Genomic DNA, 16,737 nt, shown 5'->3' with positions numbered 1-16,737 from the left:
CCCTCGCAGGAAAATCAACGCTCGGGCGCGACGATGCGGAAGCGGATGTTGATGTCGTTGGAGACAACATTGTCCGCCCACTCCCCTTCCCCGATCTTGAAGTCCCTGCGTTTCACGATGATGTCGCCATCGAAGATGCCGATGGCCTTCTCCGGCTTCAGCAATACCTTGACCTGCAACTCACGCGTCATGCCCCTGAGCGTGAGGTTGCCGGTGATCAGGTAGCGATGGTCGCCCAGCGCTTTTACCCCGGTTGATTCAAAGGTCGCCACCGGATACTCCGCCGTGTTGAACCAGGCAGGCTTTTGCAGCTCGCTGTTGGCGTCGCTGCCCCCGGCGTCGATGCTGGCAAGGTCGATGGTCATCTTGGCGTGGGCCGCGGTGGGGTTCGCCGTGTCGAAATCGATTGTGGCGTCGAATTTGCCGAAGGTGCCATACGCCCTGGAGCCGAACTGGTTATAGGTGAAAGAGATCTTGCTGGCGGTGGTGTTCACCTGGGTGTATTCGACGGCGTGGGCGCAGGGCAAGGTGCCGACCAGGAGAATGGCGAGCAATGCGGCGAAACGCGGGAATCGAGGGGGCATGGGATTCTCCGGTTGAAGCGCCCTTCAGGGATTTGAAGTACCGCACCGACGTGGCTGCGATAGCTGGACTTAAGCAAATAATCGTTGGTTACGCTAGGTCCGGGGATAAATGCGATGTGTAGCAGCTGTCGATTGGAAGTCCTCGGTGTAGAGGACTTCCCTGATTTCTTTAGATGATAACGCCACCAACCCGAAGGATCAGGCACCCGGATGGGTATGGTAGATCTTGCTGACGATGGTCCACTTGCCTTCTACCTTCAGCAGGTTGAAGAAGTCGGTGAAGCGGAACCCGGAAACGTTGTCAGTATCGACCCGCGCACTGGCCGCCGTGCCGACGATGTCGATGCGCACGATGGCGGCTTTGGCTTCCGGGGATGGACGGAACGCTGTGTCGATGACGTCGTAGAGATTCTGGATCGCGCCGCCGACGAGCTTGTCGCCATCGACGCCGAACATCGTGGCCTGCTCGTTGAAGGCGGGCTTCATCAGTGCGCTGTCGGCCTTGGCGCCACCTTCGTTGTACTGGTTAAGCACATCGACAATCGCGTTGTATTCCTGAACGTAAGTAAGATTGCTCATTGCATGACTCCTGATAAGTAACGGGTGTGGAACCTGTGGGAACGGGCTTGCTCGCGAAAGCGGACTGACAGTCGACATGGATGTTGAATGTTATGACGCCTTCGCGATGTAAGCCCGCTCCCACATGGATTGCGTTTAACTGACTGGCATTGCTAGGTTTTCTGCACCACCCGGGCTACACCTGAAGGCTCAATGCTGACCTTTTCCCACTTGGCGATGACCAAGGGTGCAATCGCATTGCCCAGCACGTTCAGGGTGGTGGTACCGCTGTCGATAATCCGGAAGATGCCGGCAATCAGTGCGACCCCTTCCAATGGAAGACCGGCCGATGCCAAGGTGGCGGACAGGATGATGATGGCGAAACCGGGCACCCCGGCAGCCCCTTTGGAGGTCAGCACCATCGTCACCACCAGCAGTATCTGCTGGGACAGCGACAGGTCGATCCCATAGAGTTGCGCGACAAAAATCGTCGCCACGCCGAGGAAGATCGACGCGCCATCCAGGTTGAATGCATACCCCACCGGCACCACGAAACTGACGATACGGCGCGGCACGCCATAGTGTTCCAGCTTGCTCATCAGCTGCGGCATGACCGACGCCGAGGCGGCGCTGGAGAACGCCAGAATCAGCTCATTACGGAAGTACTTGATGAGTTTGAAAATATTCTCGCCAATCAGGTAGCAAATGCCGCCCAGCACCACCAGCGCAAAGACAATCAGTGCCAGGTAAACCACGCCGATCAACTTGAGCAAAGGCAACAGAGAGGCAAAACCGAAGGTCGCCACAGTAGCGCCGATCATGCCGAACACCCCGATCGGTGCATAAGCCATGACAATACTGACGACCTTGAACATGGCATCAGAGATGCCTTGAACCACCGCCACTACCGGTGCGCTTTTTTCTCTGGGGAGCGAGTTCAATGCCAGGCCAAACAACACGGCGAAGAACAGTACCGAGAGCAACTTCGCTTCCGACATCGCGACAAAAACGTTATCGGGAACGATGTTCTGCAGGATGACGAGAGCGCCCTTCGAAGGCTCCATATTGACCGAAGCGGTGCTGTGGGAAATGCCCGAAATATCAGTGCCCGTGCCGGGCTCGAAGATATTGGCGAAACACAACCCCATCACAATGGCCAGGCCGGTAATCGCGAAGAAATACCCCAGCGACTTGACGCCCATGCGCCCAAAAGACTTGTTATCACCGCCGCCGGCAATCCCCAGGATCATGCAACAGAACACAATGGGAACAACGACCATCTTCATCATCTTGATGAAGATATCGCCAAGGGGTTTGAGGATTTCAGAACTGATCCACCCTTGATACTGCGGGTGTGTATTGAAGTACCAACCGACGAGCACGCCAAGCAACAGCCCGGCAACTATTTGCCAAACCAAAGGGATACGTTTCATGTCTAGCCTTCTTGTTGGAATGAAAGGACTGCGTTACGTAGCAGTTGCTAGAGTCATGAGCTTCCAGCTCATTTGAAATCGAATGGCACAACAAGGTTGTGCCATTACTTCTATTACTTGGCGAAGAGCTGGCTCATATCCTTGAACGCCTTGAACTCAAGTGCGTTGCCACACGGATCGAACAGGAACATGGTGGCTTGTTCGCCGACCTGCCCCTTGAATCGAATGTAGGGTTCAATCACAAACTCGGTACCAAAGGACTTCAGGCGCTCGGCCAGGGCTTCCCACTGCTGCCACTCCAGGATGATGCCGAAGTGCGGAACGGGGACGTCGTGCCCGTCTACCGGATTGCTATGCACGCTCTCCTGAGAAGCAGTCTTTGGGTGCTCATGAATAACCAGTTGGTGACCGTAGAAATCAAAGTCGACCCACTGCGTGCTGGAGCGACCCTCTTGCAGCCCGAACACTTCACCGTAAAAGGTGCGTGCCGCCGCGAGGTCATAAACAGGGATCGCCAGGTGAAAAGGAGAAAGGCTCATCGGAACTCCAATCAAGGTGTTTTTATCGGTTTTGTTTTTGAGAACGGAGCCAATCGTAGAGCCGCAGACCAAACAAAAAAATCAATATATATTTCTTAGAAACACAATTAATATTTGTGAATGATCAAAGAACTGAAAACACTTATCGCCGTCGCACGGGAAGGCACATTTGCCGCTGCCGGCAACAGGATCGGGCTGACGCAGGCCGCCGTGAGCGCCCAGATGCAACGTCTGGAGGCCGAGCTGGGTTTCCAGATTTTCGACCGCAAGGGTCGCTCGGCTCACCTGAACAGAATGGGGCATCAGATACTTCTGCAGGCGCAGGAGCTGCTTCGCCTTTATGACAATCTGGGCTCCACCACGGTTGGGCTGCCGGCCAGCGTGCTGGTGAACATTGGCGCCATCGCTTCCGTGCAGCGTTCGTTCTTGCCGGATGCGCTCGCCAGATTTCACCAACAATGTCCGCAATGCCGAACCCGTGTGATCCCGGGTCTGTCGATGGAGTTGGTCAACCTGGTGGATGCCGGCGAGATCGACATGGCGGTGATCATTCGCCCGCCCTTCTCGCTGCAAAGCGATCTGCGCTGGACGACTCTGGCACTTGAGCCCTATCGGCTGATCGTTCCGCGCGATGTGCCCGGAGAAGACTGGTCGGCACTGCTTTCCAGCCAACCCTTCATTCGCTATGACCGGTCATCGTTCGGCGGCAGGCAGGTCGATCGTTTCTTGCGGCAGATGCATTTCACCTTGCGTGAAGTGTGCGAGCTGGATGAACTGGAGGCGATTATCAAGCTGGTCGAAAATGGCGTCGGTGTAGCGCTGGTGCCGCAGACGGCGACGCATCAGGACTGGCCGGCCGGGGTGCGTGTGCTGGACTTGGGGCAACACACCTTTCATCGTGATATCGGCCTCGTCCATCGGGCTCGGCAAAGTTTTACCGAACCGGTACGGGTATTGGCCCAACTGATCGTTGAGCAGGTTCAGAGCGGTTCTTGAATCAAACCTGCACAGCCACGACACACACTCTGTAGCAGCTGTCGAAGGCTGCGTTCGGCTTGTAGCAGCTGTCGAGCCCGCGAGGCTGCGTTCGGCTGCGAAGCAGTCGTAAAATCAGAGATTGCGGTATGCCAGGCAGACCGCGTTAGCCGGATTCACGACTGCTTCGCAGCCGAACGCAGCCTCGCCGGGGCTCGACAGCTGCTACGGGCGAACGCAGGCTTCGCCAGCTGCTACAAGGATTGCGTAGCGGCTTATTACGAATAAGCCCCAATCATCCACTTCACTTTTTCCAGCGCCTCCCTCAATGCACCCATCTCCACAGAGCCCAGCGCCAGACGAAACGCATGCGGGACGTTGACCGAAGTGGCGAACGGTTCGGCGGTGGAAACCGAGACGTTTTCGCGCATCAACGCCATGGCGATCTGGTCCGCCCTTGCGTCTTCCGACAATGGCAGCCAAAGAAAATACGACGAGGGATGGCGAATGCAGCGCAGCCCCGCCAGTACCTCGCCGGCCACGACTTGCCTTGCTTGCGCGTCGCGACGCTTTTCGGCTTCCAGTTGCATGACGGTGCCATCGTCGAGCCAGGCAGTGGCGATTGCCGTCATCACGCCCGGGGTATTCCAGGTGGTCGCTTTGATCGTGCGTTCCAGCGCGGGCACGTGTTGAAGGGGGGCGACGACGAAGCCGACGCGCAGTCCGGTGGCCACGCTCTTGGAGAGGCCTGATACGTACACCGTTCTCTCAGGGGCGAGGTCCGCCAGTGGTGCGGGAGGATTTTCCGCGAGGAAGGCGTAAGCGGCGTCCTCAATGATCAGCAGCCCATGCCGACGGGCAATCGTCACCAGGTATTCCCGTTGATCGGCACTCATCACCCATCCCAGCGGATTGTGCAGGGTCGGCATCGTGTACACGGCCCGCACGCGCCTGTGCCGGCACAGGCTTTCCAGCGCCTCCAGATCCGGGCCGTGATCGAGCACGGGAATGGGCACGATTTCAAGGTGCAGTGAGTCGGCCAGAGCCTTGAACCCTGAATAGGTCAAGGCATCCGCCGCAATCACGTCACCGGGTTGCAATAGCGCCATCATGGTCACGGCCAGCCCCTGCTGGGCACCGGTGACGATCAGCACCTGCTCTGCCTCAACCGCCAGGCCTCGGACGCGCAGATGGCGCGCCACCGAGGCGCGTTCATGCAGGCGCCCCGCGTGTGGCTGATAGCGCAGCAGCGATTCCAGATCGCCGGCCGATGCGAGCTGGCGCAGGGCATTTCGTAGCAGTTCTGCCTGCCCGGGAAGCGCCGGATAGTTGAAGTTCAGGTCCGTCATGCCAGCGGCAACGCTATGCTGGTCAATACTCTGGCCCGGCGACCATGACGTTTCCCTGACGAAAGTCCCCCGCCCCATCTCTCCGCTGACCAGGCCCATGGCTTCCAGCTCCGCGTAAACGCGGCTAGCCGTCACCAGCGCCAGGCCTTCCGTTGCCGCCAACTGACGGTGGGTCGGCAAGCGCGTGCCCGGCAACAGTCGTCCTGAGCGGATGTCCGCGGCAAATTCATCCACCAGTGATTTGTAGCGGGAACGAGGCATGCGCAAGTGTATCCATGACAATATTTTGATTGTATTGAGTTTCGTCCATAGGATGCCTCCCATGCAACCGGCATAAAGGGAGTCCTCAATGGAACGCACATCGAATCTGCAAACCCACACCACGGAAAAGACCGCGAGCGGCTGGCTCAACGGGTTCATCGGCGTGCTCATTTTCAGCGGCTCGCTGCCGGCGACGCGGGTGGCCGTTCTGGAGTTTGACCCGGTCTTTTTGACGGTTGCGCGGGCCAGCATCGCTGCCCTTCTGGCGTTGTGCATGCTGCTGCTTTTCAACGAGAAACGGCCGGCCAAGAGTCAGCTTCTCTCCCTGGCAATCGTGGCTCTGGGCGTTGTATTCGGGTTTCCGCTGCTGACGGCGCTGGCACTGCAATATGTGACGTCTGCGCATTCCATCGTCTTCGTTGGCCTGTTGCCACTGGCCACGGCAGCCTTCGGCGTCTGGCGCGGTGGCGAGCGTCCCCGGCCGGTCTTCTGGTTCTTCTCAGTGCTGGGAAGCCTGCTGGTGGTAGGTTTTGCCGTGTCCCAAGGCCTGACCGCCTCTCCTGCGGGGGACATTCTGATGTTGCTGGCCATCCTCGCCTGCGGATTGGGCTATGCAGAAGGCGCGAAGCTTTCAAGAACACTGGGCGGCTGGCAGGTGATTTCCTGGGCCCTGGTGCTGTCGCTTCCCGTCATGGTCCCGCTGACCTGGTTCCTGGCCCCGCCTTCGCTCTCGGGAATCACCCCGACCGCATGGATCAGCCTGGCTTATGTCTCGCTGTTCAGCATGTTTCTCGGCTTCGTGTTCTGGTATCGCGGGCTGGCCCAGGGAGGGATTGCCGCCGTCGGTCAGCTTCAGCTATTACAGCCGTTTTTTGGCCTGGCGCTGGCGGCCACGCTGCTGCATGAGCAGGTCAGCCTTGGCATGTTGGGTGTGACCGTTGCGGTGATCCTTTGCGTGGTCGGTGCGCGCAAGTTCTCGAAATAGACGGCTCGCCGTCAGAAACCGACTGTTGGTCGGTCTGGCGGCCGCAGGAATACTAACCTTTTAAGGTAAGGCCTGAATCTGTCGTGGTGGACCGGCCTCCGAGACGTTCCCGGCCCACCGCAGTGCTCGATAGGAGGAATAAAAAATGGCCAATTTCGAGAAGAAAATGCCGGTGCAGACCGACGACGAAAAAACCGATCAGCAACCGACGGTGGCAGACCCTTGGCGGCCCCTGGAAAAACTGCGCCAGCAGGTCGATCACCTGTTCGAAGACTTCAATCGTGGCTCGGGGTTGACCCCTTTCCGGCGTGGGCTGTTCGATGTCGAACCGTTCTGGAGTCGGGAATTTATCGGCCGCAGCCTGCCTGCGGTGGACATTACCGAGAAGGATGAAAGCTTCGAAATCACCGCCGAACTGCCGGGCATGGATCAGGAAAATATCGACATCAAATTGTCCAATGGCAACCTGATCATCAAGGGTGAAAAGAAAGAGGACAAGGAAGAAAAAAGAAAGGGCTATCACTTGTCAGAGCGTCACTATGGCTCCTTCCAGCGGGCATTCAGCCTGCCCAAAGGCGTCGATGCCGACAAGATCGAAGCGAACTTCAGTAAAGGTGTGCTGAGCATTTCGCTGCCGAAGAAGCCCGAAGCCATGAACGCGGACAAAAAGGTGCAAATCAAATCAAGCTGAATCGCCCTTCGCGCGACAGAAAGCCCCTTGCCGGGAAACCGGTCAGGGGCTTTTTTTGTAGTCGCGAGGGCGCCAGGCAGAACCTGTCAGTCGACCCGGGGCAATGGCTTGACGATCGTCAGACTGGAGGGCGACCGGTTCAACACACTTTCGGCCGTACTGCCGATGAACATATCGATCCCGCGATGGTAGGTTGTCCCCAGTACTACCATGTCGAAGGCATGTCGTTGTACAAAATGTGCGATCACCTCAGAGGGAATCCCAGGCAGTAGATGTTGCTGTTGTTTCTCGATTCCGTAGCGCTCGGCAAGCACCTCAAAGGCCTCCAGCTGAGCATCGATGACCGCGTCTCTCAAACTGCCATCCAGTGTCGCTGTCGGCACGTTCACCTCAGACTCCCCCAACTCCGACCAGCCGTCGACGTTGAGCAGGTGCAAGGTGGCGCCGCAGGATTCAGCCAGCGTCGAGGCCAGGTCGAGAATCCGGTCATTAAGCCCTTGGGTCAGCGCCTCCAGATGGGACAGGTCGACGGTGGCGAGTATGCTCAACGGGTTTGGATTTACGGCATCGGTGACCAGGTGCAAAGGGGCCGGACAGTTGCGCAGCAACTGCCAGTCCAGAGGCCGGTGAAAGGCGCGATCGAGTGCCGACACGCGATGTGTGTCCTTGATCACCAGGTCCGCATGGAAGTCATTCACGTACTCAAGCAGATGCGCCAGGCTCGGTCTGGCCCAGACCACTTCAGTGGTCACCTGCAACCCTTCGCATCGTTGAAACCGGGCTTGCTGTTCCAGCCAGTGACGATGCACCTGCAAGTAACCTTCCCGTGCCTGGGCCATTGCGTCGTGGTCAAACAGGCCGGCCACCGCCAGTGCCTGGACATGATCGAAAGCAACGATGTGCAACATTGCACCGGTTGCACAGGCCAGGGCTCGCGCCCGATCGAAAGCCGGGGTGCGGACCATTTCGGTCGGGGCAATCAACAGCAGACGTTGAATTTTCACCTCTACTCTCCTTGCAACATCGGCAATTGCATCGCGCGGGCCAACATGGCGGCCCGGTCGAACGCTGGAGTACGAGTCATGCCGAAAGGAGCGATCAGCAGTAAACGCTGTGTCTGCGACATAGGGCACCTCGGCGCACGGCCATCTCGATGCAGTGGGTAGAACCACAGAGTGAGCGCTTCAGAACCAGGGGATTTGATCTTTGTCAGCTATAGGGTCGACCGTTCTTCTGAATCGTCAGTTTGCTGGAAACAAACCCGAAAGCGGCTCTACAACGCCCCCCACCACACGTCGGGGCGCATGCTGCATCACTCGCCAGATTGATAAAGATCAATCCCGTTCCTCCCGTCAGTGACAGGATAAAAAACAGAGCATCGGTGCCCAAACGCATGGGTGCCATGGAGCACAGGTGTTTCCGCAGTTTTTGACAGGAGCTTTGTCATGTCTGAGCAATTACGCTTCATGCTGGTCGTCTCGCCGCTCATGGAAAACAGCCCCGCGTTCGATCGGGCCGCCGCGTTGGCCAAGGCCGCGGGCGCGGCCCTGCACATCGTCGCCTTCGATTACCTGGAAGGTTTGGCAACGGCCAGCCTGGTCAATGAACAAGTGCAGGAGCAGATGCGGCTCGGGTATGTCGAGCGCCATCGCCAATGGCTCGAAGAACAGGCCCGTCCCTTGCGTAAAATCGGTGTGCCTGTCACCACTGAGGTGGTTTGGGTAGAAAGACCGTTGCAGGAAATCCTCGTTCACCTCAAAGAACAGCCGATGGCAGTCCTGATCAAGGCTCTGGAGTACGAGTCGCTGCTGTCACGGATCATGTTCACGCCCCTGGATATTCATCTGCTGCGCGAATGCCCGGTTCCGCTGCATTTTGTCAGCCATGTGCAGCACGCGTTGCCACGCAAGATCGTCGCCGCGGTCGATCCCTTCCACAGCAATACTCAGTACAAGGATTTCAACGACAGGATTCTGCGCGAGGCGTCAAAGCTGGCCAGTACCTGCAACGCCGAGCTCGATGTTATCTATGCCCATGACCTGTCATCGATCAGCGCGGACGAGTTCGATTTCGACAACAGCTCGACGTTTTTCTCTTCAGGCAAAGCCAAGACTCTGTTCGACGCACAGGGCGATGCCTTCCGCGAATTGGCCGAACGCAACGGTATTGCGCCGGAGCAACAGCACATGATCATGGGCAACCCGGCCAAGGTCCTTACCCATTACGCCGATGCGTACAACGTCGATGTGATTGTCATGGGCCGGGTCGGCCATCGTGGCATGGGTCGATTGGTGGGCAGCACCGTGGAGCATCTGCTGTACAAAATGCCGTGCAGTGTATGGGTGGTTTCACCTGAAGATCTGTAGAGGGACGCTGCGACAGCGCTCGGACACTACTGTCGGGCGCTGAGCCGCGCCATGAAACTCAGGACAATTTTTGGCACAGGTCCTTGCTCCTCTCATCCCCGGCCCTTTGCCGGAAAACCGGCCAAGGGGTTTATTGTCAGAGTGATGAGCTTGAGGGCTGATCGAGGGGGGTTAATTCAACACTGTCGCGGTACTCCGGCACCGAAACCGACCAGCCCAGTTCCAGACTGATACGCCGGCGCAGTACATCCGAGGCATTCGGTTCCCCGTGCACCACATAGGTGTGCTTCGGCGGCCGTTTGAACCCGCGCAACCACTGCATGATTTCATCCGCATCGGCATGCGCGGACAGCGTTTGCATCGGTACCACTTCGGCCCGGATCGGCACGTCTTGGCCATGGATACGCACCGATGGAGCACCGGCGATGATCTGCGCACCACGGGTACCGCCCGCCTGGAAGCCCGGCACCAGCAGCGTATTCAACGGGTTGGGTGCCAGTGCCTTGAGGTGATGAAGTACGCGCCCACCGGTGGCCATGCCGCTGGCGGCGATGATCACCGCCGGGGTGCGTTGCTGGTCCAGTTCGATAGAGTCTTGGGTCGAGCGCACGAAATGCGCGACATGGCACATGCCTTCGCATTCCTGCGGTGACAACCGGTGCTCGCTGCGAAAACGCTGGTACAGGCGCGTGACGTCGGTGGCCATGGGGCTGTTGAGGTAGATCGGCAGGTCCGGGATCGCTCGCTTCTGGACAAGCCTGTACAGGTAATACATCAGCAATTGCGCACGTCCGACTGCAAACGATGGCACCAGCGTGATGCCGTGGCGCAAAGCGGTGCGGGTGATGACCTGCGCCAGTTGCTCCTCCGGGGATTCAACAGGGTGCTGTCGGTCACCGTAAGTCGACTCCACCAGCAGGTAATCGGTCTGCTCGATGATTTCCGGGGCGAACATCAATGGATCGTTCGGCCGCCCCAGGTCCCCGGAACACACCAGCGTCATACCATCAGCCACCACTTCCACCGTGGCGGCGCCCAGTATGTGTCCGGCGCAGCGCAACAGGATGCTCATGCCCGGAACAATCTGGACCCGGTGGTGCAACTCCACCGGATGCAACAGTTTCAGCGCCTGTTCGGCGTCTTGCTCGGTATAAAGCGGCAGCGCCGGAGTGTGTTTGGAGAAGCCATGGCGATTGGCAAACTCGGCCTCTTCTTCCTGCAAGCGGCCACTGTCACGCAGCAGGATTTTCACCAATTCACAGGTCGCGGGGGTGGCATACACCGGCCCGCGATAACCGTTGCGCACCAGCACCGGTAAATAGCCACTGTGATCCAGATGGGCATGGGTCAGCACGATGGCGTCGAGGTCGCGAACCGGTACCTGGAAACGGTCCCAGTTGTGCAGACGCAGTTGTTTATAGCCTTGGAATAAACCACAGTCGATCAGCACATGGTGGTCGTGATGTTCCAGCAGGTACTTGCTGCCGGTCACCGTGCCCGCCGCACCGAGAAATGTCATTCGCATCGTCATTTCCTCAAGCCAGGTAACGCTTTACCCGACGGATAAACGCTTATCCATGGTTTCCCCTCGGTTCATCGCGGCAGGGAAGTGTCAGGCTGTGATGAACAGTATCTGGCGTTATCGCCGCGGGGCTCTGATTTTTGTCAACTAATGGCCGGCGAGTGATAGCCGGACGCACTCACAGAAGCCTTGTTGATTTAGCTCAATGTCTTGATGTCGTTCCAGTGTAGAAAAAACTGATCGGGCCAGGCTTGCGTCCGTTGTAATCCACGTATCAGACAGAGGGCATCACCATGAGCGACTTGAGTTTGCGTCAACATATTCTGGAAGAGCTTGAATTCCAGCCTGATATCGATGCTGCCAACATCGGTGTGACCGTGGACAACGGCGTCGTCACACTCTCCGGGCACGTCAAGAGCTACATGCAGAAAATCAACGCAGAACGCGCGGTAAAAAGCATCAAAGGAGTACGCGCGCTGGCCGAAGAAATTCAGGTCAGACCGGAGAAAAACGCTGGCACGGCGGATGACACCATCGCAGCCCGGGCCTTGAACATCATCGCGTGGAGCTCAGACGTTCCCGAGGATGACATCGAAATCACGGTGCAGAACGGCTGGGTCACCCTTGAAGGCGAAGTGGACTGGCAATACCAGAAAGAAACCGTGGAGCGGGCCGTGCACAAATTGTCGGGAGTGGTCGGCATCGACAACCTGCTGACCCTTCGTGCACGGGTGAATGCGGTCGATGTCCAGCAACGTATCGAAGAAGCCCTCAAGCGCAATGCCGAAGTCGATGCCAAGGAGATCCACGTCAAGGTCGAAGGCGACGTCGTGAAGCTTGAAGGCAGGGTTCATTTGTGGCGCGAGCGCAAAATAGCGGAACGTGCAGCCTGGTCGGTGCCCGGTGTAAAGCAGGTTGAAGATCATTTGCTGCTCGCCTGAGTCAATGATCTGGGGAAATCGTGGATCGCACCGGCCGCGTTTCACTGGAGGTGCATGATGTTCGCGGTCACATTGATCAATACGCTGGTGGTGATCGTCGCAGTGGTGATCCACTACGAATGCCTGTTACGCCTCAATGACTGGTTGCCGAGGCTTAAACTCTGGAGCCGCTTCAGGATTGTCGTCGGGGTGTTCGGTGCTCTGCTGGCCCATGCCATAGAGGTGTGGTGCTTCGCGCTGGTCTATTACCTGATGGTGCGCTCCGGAGAATGGGGCAGCCTGATTGGCAACTTCGATGGTTCACTGATGGACTGCGTGTACTTTTCATTCACCACGTACACGACAATCGGTTTCGGCGATATTGCACCGGTGGGCAACCTCAAGTACCTGACGGGTCTGGAGGCCCTGACCGGTCTGGTACTCATCACCTGGACGGCATCCTTTCTGTTTATCGAAATGCAGAAGTACTGGAAGCGCAAATAACCCGCCGCCCTTCCCTTGCACGGATCGACTGAGACCGGCTTTTCATTAGCGTCTGTCGAGATAACGGAACAGTTCCTCCTCCTGGTCAAAGTGCAGTTGCACAAGGGTATCCAGACGAATCAACTGGTGCTGAATCTCATCGGCGCAAGCCGTTGCAGGGTCGGCACTGAAGTCAGCGCTCATGCGCGCCAGCACATGGATAAGGCGAAAGATCTCTCGATGGGCATGGCTCAATGCCGACAAGGGGTCCTCACCCTGCATGCTTCTTGTCAGCAGCGGGTACAGGTTTTTTTCATCTTCGCGTTCATGGAGGGCCAGTGAGGCTTGCAGCTTATCCACCAGTTCACCCAAGTCGGCCTGTGCTTGCTCAAGTGGACGCAGGGCAAAGTCGTTGGCCATCTTATGCAGATCGCTCAGCACCGTGGAAAGCTGATCATGTTCATCCTGCAGGCGATCGATATGCTCCCCGGCAAGCTGTTGGTGCAGACCTTGCGATGGCATCAATGCACGCAGGGCATTGATAATGATCACCACGTCGATGCCTTCCTGCACAATGGCGCCGATAAGCGGCGGCAGGTAACCGAAGGCCGCCACAACCATGGCCAGCACGGACATTCCCATGCCGACCAACACGCCTTGGCGGGCGATGTGACGGGTCCGGCGGGCAATGTCCAGCGCCTCTACCAGACGATCCAGGCGATCCACCAGCAGCACAACCCCCGCGGCTTGCGCAGAGGCCGTGGCACCGCTGGCCCCCATCGCCACACCGACATGGGCGGCCGCCAGTGCGGGGGTATCGTTAATGCCATCGCCCACCATCAGTGTGCTGGCGCGCAGGCAGCCTTCCTGGACCGCACGCACTTTATCCTCAGGGGTCAACCCGGCACGCAGCTCGTCAATACCGGCAGACAGCGCAATCATCTCGGCGGTTTCCAGGCGATCACCCGTGAGCATGACGATTCTCTCAATGCCTCTGTTGCGCAGTCGACGCAGGGTTAGCGGGGTTTCCCGACGCAGGTTGTCCGAGAAAACCAGCAAACCGGCGAGTGCCCCATTCACTTCAATGAAACTGCCACTGCACGCCAGGTAATCCATGTGGCGCAGCATGGTTGTGGCCCAGCCAGGCACAGGCATGTCTTTATGAACAAACGACAAGGTGCCGAAGCGCACTCGCAGGCCATCGATCAGCCCGCAAAGACCCGCGCCCGGAATCTCCTCAACGTCCTGCGGCAGGCTGAGCGGCAATCCACGCTGATAGGCCGCTGTGACAATGGCTTGGGAAATCGGGTGCGTCGAGGCCTGCGCCAGCGAAGCGGCCAGGCCAAGCAGGCGCTGCGGATCGAACGCTCCGTTGGTTTCAATCGACTGCAGACGGGCATGGCCGCTGGTCAGCGTGCCGGTCTTGTCGAGAAACACCTGCTTGACCCCGGCCAGCGCTTCCAGGGTCACGCCGTCCTTGATCAGGATCCCGCGCCGCGCCGCCCTGGAGATACCTGACATAATCGCGATCGGCACCGCCAGAATCAAAGGGCAAGGTGTGGCCACCACCAAAACCGCCAGCGCTCGCAAAGAATCTCCACTCATGTGCCAGGCGATCCCGGCAATCAGCAATGTCAGAGGAATGAAGAGCAATGCATAACGGTCGGCCAGACGCACGAAAGGCGCGCGCGAGCGTCGTGCGGTTTCGGCCAGGCGCACCACCCCGGCATAGGTGCTCTGCGCTGCCGTTCGCGTGGCTGTCAGGAGAATGGGCGCACCGACATTGGTCACGCCACTGGGCAGTTGCTCCCCTGCCTGGCGGGTGACCGGCAGTGACTCACCGCTGAGCGCCGATTCGTCCAGAACGGCTGTAGAACTGAGTAGACAGCCATCGACCGGTACCACCTCCCCCAAGCGTACAAGCAGTGTCTGGTGCGGTTGGATCTGCTCAACCGGTATCTGCCGTAAATCGCCACTTTCTTGCAGCCAGGCAAAGCGTGGCGCCCGGTCTACCAGCGCACGCAGCTCGCGTTCGGCGCGTTGTTTGGTAAAAAACTCCAGGATGCGACCTGACGCCAGCATCAAGGCAATCACCGCCGCCACCAGCGTCTGTTCAAAAAACAACGCCGCTGCAATCGACAGCAGTGCAATCAGATCTACACCGGCCTCGCGTCGGGCCAGGCGCCTGGCAATCTCGACGAGCAATACCAGGGCCATCACCAGACTGCCTGCGGCCCAGAAAATCGATGCCCAGTCAGACTTCCCGACGACCTGCGCAATGCCCCCGACCAGCAGGGTCAGGGTGGTGAGCAGCAATAGAGCCGGATCCAGCCACTTACCGAGCATTGATGTGAGTTCCTGCGCGCGACATGAATGGATAGAGCTTAGGACTCGAATGCCCGGCATGTTCGTAATGCGTCATCGGTATTGATCAGTATCGGCTTGATTATTTCGGTGGGTGGCGCCCTGCTCGCCTGGACGCTGCTAGCGGCCGAATCGGTGTTTACCCCGGCCAGGGAAAACGTCATGCCGGGGGCGCTCGCCGTGGAGAACAGCCAGGGTGTGCCGGCCAATGCGCTGTGGATCACCAATGGCTGCATTCAACTGTTCCTGCTGCTGACGCTGTATTCACCTTTCCATTTGGCGTATGACAAGCATCAGACGGTGGGGGTCGACGCTGGACGACTACCGTGCAAATACCGCTCGAACCAGTCGCCAGCCAGCCTGGCGACTGTTTCAAGCGCGCCTGTTTCTTCAAAAAGATGCGTAGCGCCCGGCACGACTTCCAGACGTTTCTCACACCGCAAGGCATGACTGCTTTGCACATTTAGATTGATCACCACCGGATCTTGCTCACCGACAATCTGCAGGGTCGCAGCCTTCACGCGGGCCAGCGCCGCACCCGCAAGGTCGGTCCGCCCTCCTCGGCTCACCACGGCATGCACCACGTCCGCACGCTCGGCCGCTGCCATCAGCGCCGCAGCGGCACCGGTGCTGGCGCCGAACAATCCGATCCGAAGCTGTTGCAGTTCGGCATCCTGGCCAATCCAGTCGATCACCTTCACCAACCGCCCGCAAAGCAGTGCGATATCGAAACGCAGCTCCCGGGTCTGATTATCCAAGTGTTGCTCCGGTTCCGTGAGCAGGTCGAACAGTAATGTGCCCAGCCCTCGCCGGGCCAGCGACTCGGCAACTTGTTGATTACGCGGGCTTGAACGACTGCTGCCGCTGCCATGGACGAAGACCACCAGGCCGACAGCGTTCTTGGGCAGACGCAGGTCGGCAGACAGCGCCATGTCCCCCAGGTCCAGCTTTCGATAGCGAGCCTCAATCATTTCAATCCTCCTGACCGGGAACACTCCCGCCGGATTCTCTGTGCCAGGCCCGTTGCAAAAGATCGATGACTTCATCGTCCGAGGTCTGGGAAAAGTTCATGTACCAATAACCGATCGACATCATCCACTCAGGAATGAGCGGGCAGATCACCTCATCGACTTCGCTATACAGGGCCTCTAGCGTATCAAGCGGTGCCACTGGCACCGCAACGACGATGCGCGACGGTGATTGCAGGCGCACCGCGTGTATCGCCGCCATCATCGAGGCGCCGGTCGCCAGGCCGTCGTCGACCAGAATCGCCACCTGATCCTTGAGTTGCACCGGTGCCCGCGTCCCGCGGTAGGCACGCTCGCGCCGCACCAGCTCCTGCGTTTCCCGTGCAACCACGTTATCGAGTGTGCGTTGATCGATACGGTTCGCCCGCAGCGCCTCTTCATTGACGATTTGTATGCCGCCACTGGCAATCGCGCCCATGGCGAACTCCTCATGGAATGGCACCCCCAGCTTGCGGACCAGCATCAGGTCGAGGCGCACCTCCAGGGCCGTGGCAATTTCATAGGCAACCGGCACGCCGCCACGGGGCAAAGCGAGAACGATGACATCGGGTCGATGAGCGTATTTGAGCAACGGTTCTACCAGTCTCCGACCGGCATCAACCCGGTCGCGCAAGAGGGTTTGCGATGAGGGGTTCTGAATCACTTGAAACCTCCCCGGCGATCACGCCTGTCGGTTCGT

At 58.6% G+C, this 16,737-nt stretch carries 16 protein-coding genes and 1 pseudogene; 7 read left to right on the top strand and 10 right to left on the bottom strand.

Annotation, left to right across the window (positions count from 1 at the left end; translation table 11 throughout):
* Positions 1-14: 14 nt before the first annotated feature.
* The 4 genes from KW837_RS03710 to KW837_RS03695 all read right to left on the bottom strand — a co-directional run bounded on the left by KW837_RS03710 (position 15) and on the right by KW837_RS03695 (position 3,114).
* The gene (locus tag KW837_RS03710; protein ID WP_123494033.1) at positions 15-584 is read right to left on the bottom strand and encodes a YceI family protein; all 570 of its coding nucleotides are present in this window, start codon (positions 582-584) and stop codon (positions 15-17) included.
* A 198-nt stretch (positions 585-782) separates the two neighbouring features.
* A complete protein-coding gene (locus KW837_RS03705) occupies positions 783-1,163 on the bottom strand; it encodes a nuclear transport factor 2 family protein (protein WP_192342708.1) in 381 nt (126 codons plus the stop codon).
* A gap of 152 nt (positions 1,164-1,315) precedes the next feature.
* Entirely contained in the window at positions 1,316-2,575 is a 1,260-nt protein-coding gene (locus tag KW837_RS03700) for a cation:dicarboxylate symporter family transporter (RefSeq protein ID WP_008013631.1), read from the bottom strand.
* A gap of 113 nt (positions 2,576-2,688) precedes the next feature.
* Complete coding sequence (locus tag KW837_RS03695; protein WP_008013629.1) at positions 2,689-3,114, bottom strand: VOC family protein; 426 nt, start codon at positions 3,112-3,114, stop codon at positions 2,689-2,691.
* A gap of 120 nt (positions 3,115-3,234) precedes the next feature.
* On the opposite strand from KW837_RS03695, the gene KW837_RS03690 reads away from it, so the two are divergent.
* Positions 3,235-4,110 (top strand): LysR substrate-binding domain-containing protein, encoded by an 876-nt coding sequence (locus KW837_RS03690; protein ID WP_218394553.1) that lies wholly within the window; start codon positions 3,235-3,237, stop codon positions 4,108-4,110.
* Between the two features lie 257 nt (positions 4,111-4,367).
* On the opposite strand, the gene KW837_RS03685 is transcribed toward KW837_RS03690, so the two are convergent.
* Positions 4,368-5,699, bottom strand: coding sequence for a PLP-dependent aminotransferase family protein (locus KW837_RS03685; protein WP_218395146.1), 1,332 nt, complete (start codon positions 5,697-5,699; stop codon positions 4,368-4,370).
* Positions 5,700-5,787: 88 nt separating this feature from the next.
* On the opposite strand from KW837_RS03685, the gene KW837_RS03680 reads away from it, so the two are divergent.
* Positions 5,788-6,684 carry a DMT family transporter gene (locus KW837_RS03680; protein ID WP_218394552.1) on the top strand — a complete coding sequence of 299 codons (897 nt, stop codon included), beginning with the start codon at positions 5,788-5,790 and terminating at the stop codon, positions 6,682-6,684.
* Positions 6,685-6,829: 145 nt separating this feature from the next.
* Positions 6,830-7,375 carry an Hsp20/alpha crystallin family protein gene (locus KW837_RS03675; RefSeq protein ID WP_123494025.1) on the top strand — a complete coding sequence of 182 codons (546 nt, stop codon included), beginning with the start codon at positions 6,830-6,832 and terminating at the stop codon, positions 7,373-7,375.
* An 86-nt stretch (positions 7,376-7,461) separates the two neighbouring features.
* Here the strand turns inward: KW837_RS03675 and KW837_RS03670 are convergent, their stop codons facing one another.
* On the bottom strand, positions 7,462-8,379 hold the full coding sequence (locus KW837_RS03670; protein ID WP_218394551.1) for a universal stress protein: 918 nt from the start codon (positions 8,377-8,379) through the stop codon (positions 7,462-7,464).
* Between the two features lie 441 nt (positions 8,380-8,820).
* Between KW837_RS03670 and KW837_RS03660 the strand changes: the two genes are divergently transcribed.
* Positions 8,821-9,741 (top strand): universal stress protein, encoded by a 921-nt coding sequence (locus KW837_RS03660; protein WP_218394550.1) that lies wholly within the window; start codon positions 8,821-8,823, stop codon positions 9,739-9,741.
* Positions 9,742-9,877: 136 nt separating this feature from the next.
* Here the strand turns inward: KW837_RS03660 and KW837_RS03655 are convergent, their stop codons facing one another.
* Positions 9,878-11,266 (bottom strand): MBL fold metallo-hydrolase RNA specificity domain-containing protein, encoded by a 1,389-nt coding sequence (locus KW837_RS03655; RefSeq protein WP_218394549.1) that lies wholly within the window; start codon positions 11,264-11,266, stop codon positions 9,878-9,880.
* A gap of 290 nt (positions 11,267-11,556) precedes the next feature.
* On the opposite strand from KW837_RS03655, the gene KW837_RS03650 reads away from it, so the two are divergent.
* Both KW837_RS03650 and KW837_RS03645 read left to right on the top strand, forming a co-directional pair.
* A complete protein-coding gene (locus KW837_RS03650) occupies positions 11,557-12,204 on the top strand; it encodes a BON domain-containing protein (RefSeq protein WP_123494015.1) in 648 nt (215 codons plus the stop codon).
* 57 nt (positions 12,205-12,261) lie between these two features.
* Entirely contained in the window at positions 12,262-12,687 is a 426-nt protein-coding gene (locus KW837_RS03645; RefSeq protein WP_123494013.1) for a potassium channel family protein, read from the top strand.
* A gap of 45 nt (positions 12,688-12,732) precedes the next feature.
* On the opposite strand, the gene KW837_RS03640 is transcribed toward KW837_RS03645, so the two are convergent.
* Positions 12,733-15,012, bottom strand: a complete 2,280-nt coding sequence (locus KW837_RS03640) for a heavy metal translocating P-type ATPase (RefSeq protein WP_218394548.1) — start codon at positions 15,010-15,012, stop codon at positions 12,733-12,735.
* Positions 15,013-15,087: 75 nt separating this feature from the next.
* Here KW837_RS03640 and KW837_RS03635 point away from each other — a divergent pair.
* A pseudogene (locus KW837_RS03635) lies at positions 15,088-15,297 on the top strand (amino acid permease); the annotation flags it as partial.
* Between the two features lie 26 nt (positions 15,298-15,323).
* Here the strand turns inward: KW837_RS03635 and KW837_RS03630 are convergent.
* Together KW837_RS03630 and KW837_RS03625 are read right to left on the bottom strand one after the other, a co-directional pair.
* On the bottom strand, positions 15,324-16,001 hold the full coding sequence (locus tag KW837_RS03630; RefSeq protein ID WP_218394547.1) for a dienelactone hydrolase family protein: 678 nt from the start codon (positions 15,999-16,001) through the stop codon (positions 15,324-15,326).
* A 1-nt stretch (position 16,002) separates the two neighbouring features.
* On the bottom strand, positions 16,003-16,698 hold the full coding sequence (locus KW837_RS03625) for a phosphoribosyltransferase (protein WP_371317116.1): 696 nt from the start codon (positions 16,696-16,698) through the stop codon (positions 16,003-16,005).
* Between the last annotated feature and the right edge of the window lie 39 nt (positions 16,699-16,737).

Origin of the sequence: Pseudomonas sp. PDM24 (assembly GCF_019218905.1) — a bacterium.
Classification (GTDB): domain Bacteria; phylum Pseudomonadota; class Gammaproteobacteria; order Pseudomonadales; family Pseudomonadaceae; genus Aquipseudomonas.
The sequence above is the reverse complement of the archived record's forward strand: the minus strand, read 5'-3'. Positions and strand labels throughout refer to the sequence as shown.

Excerpts from the sequence above, each read along its gene's own strand:
- KW837_RS03710 (WP_123494033.1), bottom strand. The coding sequence starts at position 584 with ATGCCCCCTCGATTCCCGCGTTTCGCCGCATTGCTCGCCATTCTCCTG.
- KW837_RS03705 (WP_192342708.1), bottom strand. The coding sequence starts at position 1,163 with ATGAGCAATCTTACTTACGTTCAGGAATACAACGCGATTGTCGATGTG.
- KW837_RS03700 (WP_008013631.1), bottom strand. The coding sequence starts at position 2,575 with ATGAAACGTATCCCTTTGGTTTGGCAAATAGTTGCCGGGCTGTTGCTT.
- KW837_RS03695 (WP_008013629.1), bottom strand. The coding sequence starts at position 3,114 with ATGAGCCTTTCTCCTTTTCACCTGGCGATCCCTGTTTATGACCTCGCG.
- KW837_RS03690 (WP_218394553.1), top strand. The coding sequence starts at position 3,235 with ATGATCAAAGAACTGAAAACACTTATCGCCGTCGCACGGGAAGGCACA.
- KW837_RS03685 (WP_218395146.1), bottom strand. The coding sequence starts at position 5,699 with ATGCCTCGTTCCCGCTACAAATCACTGGTGGATGAATTTGCCGCGGAC.
- KW837_RS03680 (WP_218394552.1), top strand. The coding sequence starts at position 5,788 with ATGGAACGCACATCGAATCTGCAAACCCACACCACGGAAAAGACCGCG.
- KW837_RS03675 (WP_123494025.1), top strand. The coding sequence starts at position 6,830 with ATGGCCAATTTCGAGAAGAAAATGCCGGTGCAGACCGACGACGAAAAA.
- KW837_RS03660 (WP_218394550.1), top strand. The coding sequence starts at position 8,821 with ATGTCTGAGCAATTACGCTTCATGCTGGTCGTCTCGCCGCTCATGGAA.
- KW837_RS03655 (WP_218394549.1), bottom strand. The coding sequence starts at position 11,266 with ATGCGAATGACATTTCTCGGTGCGGCGGGCACGGTGACCGGCAGCAAG.
- KW837_RS03650 (WP_123494015.1), top strand. The coding sequence starts at position 11,557 with ATGAGCGACTTGAGTTTGCGTCAACATATTCTGGAAGAGCTTGAATTC.
- KW837_RS03645 (WP_123494013.1), top strand. The coding sequence starts at position 12,262 with ATGTTCGCGGTCACATTGATCAATACGCTGGTGGTGATCGTCGCAGTG.
- KW837_RS03640 (WP_218394548.1), bottom strand. The coding sequence starts at position 15,012 with ATGCTCGGTAAGTGGCTGGATCCGGCTCTATTGCTGCTCACCACCCTG.
- KW837_RS03630 (WP_218394547.1), bottom strand. The coding sequence starts at position 16,001 with ATGATTGAGGCTCGCTATCGAAAGCTGGACCTGGGGGACATGGCGCTG.